Raw genomic sequence first — 3,132 nt, 5'->3', positions numbered from 1 at the left:
CTGGCTGCATAGCTTTCAGGTTTAATTTTTGGTTCAAAGGCTGTGCCCTTGGCCATGGCCACCATCTCATTTATTAAATCCTTGGTGGCACCTTTGGTACCTACATCGAGATGGAATTCAAAGTGTATATCGCCTGACCGGCCCGAAGGTCTGAGTAAGCACTGTATGATCTTCTCAATTTTATCGGGAGTGAACAGGGCTGCCACTTCCAACGTCCTGGCGGTCTCGTAATATATCTTTTCTCTTAGGCTTTTCATGGGCCTGGGGACCACGTGCTTTGTGATAAAGCCGATAGCTCCCCTGCCGATGCGGTGAAGGTGTATGGCGGTCACAAACACCGTATTCCTGCCTACCTGTGAATCCGAGCCCACCGACAAGCGGTACTCGCAATAAGGGGCCTGTTTGATGAAGTTGAGTATGTGCTCATACACCTGGTCAAAGGTTAAGTCATGGTATTTTGAATTGGAGAACAATAACGGCGGCTGTACCGCCTTGGTTGCTGTAGCTTTTATAACTGATCCCTCCCGAGTTCTTGACTTATATACTATTATTATATATCAATTGATAATGTTTTCACAGTGGATTTTAAAATTTTTCTCTTGGGTTTTCCTTTATTTATGTAACAAAATATGCTAATATTTGATATATAATCGACAATTTTGAGGCAAAATAAGCCAGAGAGGAGGACGATGGCTGTGAAAGTTACCGTGCTTGGTAAGTACGGCCCATTTCCCGCGGCTTCCGGAGCCTGCTCGGGATATTTGGTACAGGATGGAAATACCAAGGTGCTGGTGGACTGCGGCAATGGGGTGTTAAGCCGCCTCCAGCAGATTTGTTCTATAGATGAGCTGAAGGCCATTGTTGTTTCTCATTTGCATAGCGACCATGCATCTGACATGTTGGTGCTGCGTTATGCTCTGGATATTTTAAACGCCCGTGGGCTTAGAGAGCCTAAACCGCTTCCGGTATATGTTCCCGAGAACCCCAAAGATGAATACGACAGGCTACTCTTTAAAAACGTATTTGAGGTGCATCCAATTCAAGATGGCATGCAGCTACAAATAGGGGACCTATCATTTTATTTCCAGGAAATGACCCATCCCGTCCAGAGCTTTGGCATCAAAATCACAGGGGGGAACAAGACGCTGGTGTACACCGGCGATACTAACTATAACGAAAAAATAGAATCGTTTGCCAGCGGCGCTGATCTGTTTATTGCCGATGCGGGATTGCTGGATAAGGACAAAACCAGTTCAAATGTGCCGCATCTTACCGCCAGGGAGGTTGGGCTTATAGCTGCAAAAGCCAATGTAAAGCAGCTGATGCTTACCCATATATGGCCATGGTATGATGAGAACGAGATACTGGCCGAAGCTAAGGAAAGCTATTCTGGGGCATTTATTGCCCAGGAAATGAAGGAATACAGCGTATGATGCACGGCTTAGGCTGAAGAATTGTGAAGGTTGTATTTTTAGTTTAAAAAATAGCGCTTTAAAAGCTGTTTATTTTAAATGCAGCCCGTTGAGATCTGCCTTTAAATTTAAAAGGTAAAATTGATCGCTCCTTTAAATGTTTAACGCGTTTTGTATGATTGATACTGGCGGAAGGGGTTTAGTGGGCCTTGACGGTTTGGGTGAAGCGCCCCGTGATATGGCTGACATCCGCCTATATCGTGGGGATTGTGATAGGGACAAGGCTCAATAGGGAATTTGCCTTATTTGTTGGAGCAGCTGCCATCCTGGTGGCTGGTACGGCCTGGGGATTGGAACGGAAGAAAAACACTAGCCTGATATCGGTGTTGATTCTATTTGGCTTGTTTGGCATTTTGGCCGTACAGGTGAAGCTGAATTCCGCAAACCCCCTTGGAGATGTAGTCGATAAAGTGGTACAGATACATGGACGGATTGTAGAAAGTCCCAGGTATGATGAGCAGCGGGATATTTACGTAATTGAGACCATTTCAGTCGTAGCGGATGGGAAGGAGAGAAATGTAAAGACCAAGGTTCAGCTTAGTGTTTATCCTGAAGACCTGCAAAAGGAAAGGCAGCGCTATAGCTATGGGGATATTGTTGAGGTAAGGGGTAGGCTGGAAGAGCCGCCGGGACAGCGCAATCCAAAAGGATTTAACTACAGAGCATATCTGCAAAGACGCGGCATCTATAACGTTATGTCGGTGCAGCCGTATAGTATAAAAAAGATTGGTGTAGGTGAGCTCTCCTATATAAGATCATTGATATATACTATAAAGAGCCGCGCCGAGGCTGTGTTTGATCGATATGTGGGCGATGAAGAGGGCGCCCTTGTGAAGACCATGTTGCTTGGCCAAAAGTGGTTGCTGCCTTTTGAGGTGCAGCGGGATTTCCAGGTTACTGGACTATCCCATGTACTTGCCATATCGGGGCTGCATGTAGGGTTTATCGCAGCTGCCTTGTCATCGGTTGCGAGGCTGCTGTCCCTTACAAAAAAGCAGGCCTTTGTCTTTCAGGTATGCCTGCTATGCTTTTACTGCGCGATGGTAGGGGCTGCTCCATCGGTGGTGCGGGCAGCCGTTATGGCCGCTTTACTTCTGGGGGGTAAAGCGGTAGGGCGCCAGCCAGATATGCTCAATAATCTGTTTGTGGCTGCTTTCTCCATATTGCTGTTTAGGCCTTTAGACCTTTTCGATGTGGGCTTTCAGCTGTCGTTTGCTGCTGTTATAGGCATCATCCTGTTTGTTGAGCGTTTTGAGAGCTGGTTTAAGTTTCTGCCCAGGTGGATGGCGGCTGGCTTATCGGTTACCCTATCGGCTCAGCTGGGGGTATGGCCCCTCATAGCCTACCATTTTAACGCTTTTTCGGCCATTGCCATAATTGCCAACCCGATTTTGGTGCCCCTGGCGGGATTGATAGTCTTGATGGCTTTTGCATTGATGGTAGGGGCTCTTGTGATTCCGCTTGTGGGAAATTTACTGGGGCCGCCGGTGAAGTTTCTGTGCTTTTTACTTATCAAAGCAAATGGAATTTTGGCAGCTATCCCATGGGCTTTTATACGGGTGGTTTCACCTTCGATCCTCTTTCTAGTATGCTATTACCTGGCGTTGTGGATTTTATCGCCAGAAAAGCCCGGATGGGTGAGGCGGCCTTTTGTATGGTG

3 protein-coding genes are annotated in these 3,132 nt (G+C 46.9%); 2 read left to right on the top strand and 1 reads right to left on the bottom strand.

The annotated features are described in order from the left end of the window. Positions 1-431: ribonuclease H-like YkuK family protein (locus tag FWJ59_RS08990; protein ID WP_414481601.1), on the bottom strand; the 431-nt coding region annotated here is incomplete at its 3' end. Between the two features lie 264 nt (positions 432-695). Between FWJ59_RS08990 and FWJ59_RS08985 the strand changes: the two genes are divergently transcribed. Then, positions 696-1,433 carry an MBL fold metallo-hydrolase gene (locus tag FWJ59_RS08985; RefSeq protein ID WP_414481600.1) on the top strand — a complete coding sequence of 246 codons (738 nt, stop codon included), beginning with the start codon at positions 696-698 and terminating at the stop codon, positions 1,431-1,433. A gap of 188 nt (positions 1,434-1,621) precedes the next feature. Beyond that, on the top strand, positions 1,622-3,132 hold a 1,511-nt coding region (locus FWJ59_RS08980), incomplete at its 3' end, for a ComEC/Rec2 family competence protein (RefSeq protein ID WP_414481599.1).

This window comes from Caldicoprobacter sp., assembly GCF_047459465.1.
Taxonomy (GTDB): domain Bacteria; phylum Bacillota; class Clostridia; order Caldicoprobacterales; family Caldicoprobacteraceae; genus Caldicoprobacter.
Note: the sequence above shows the minus strand (reverse complement) of the source record. Positions and strands in the feature narration are given on the sequence as shown.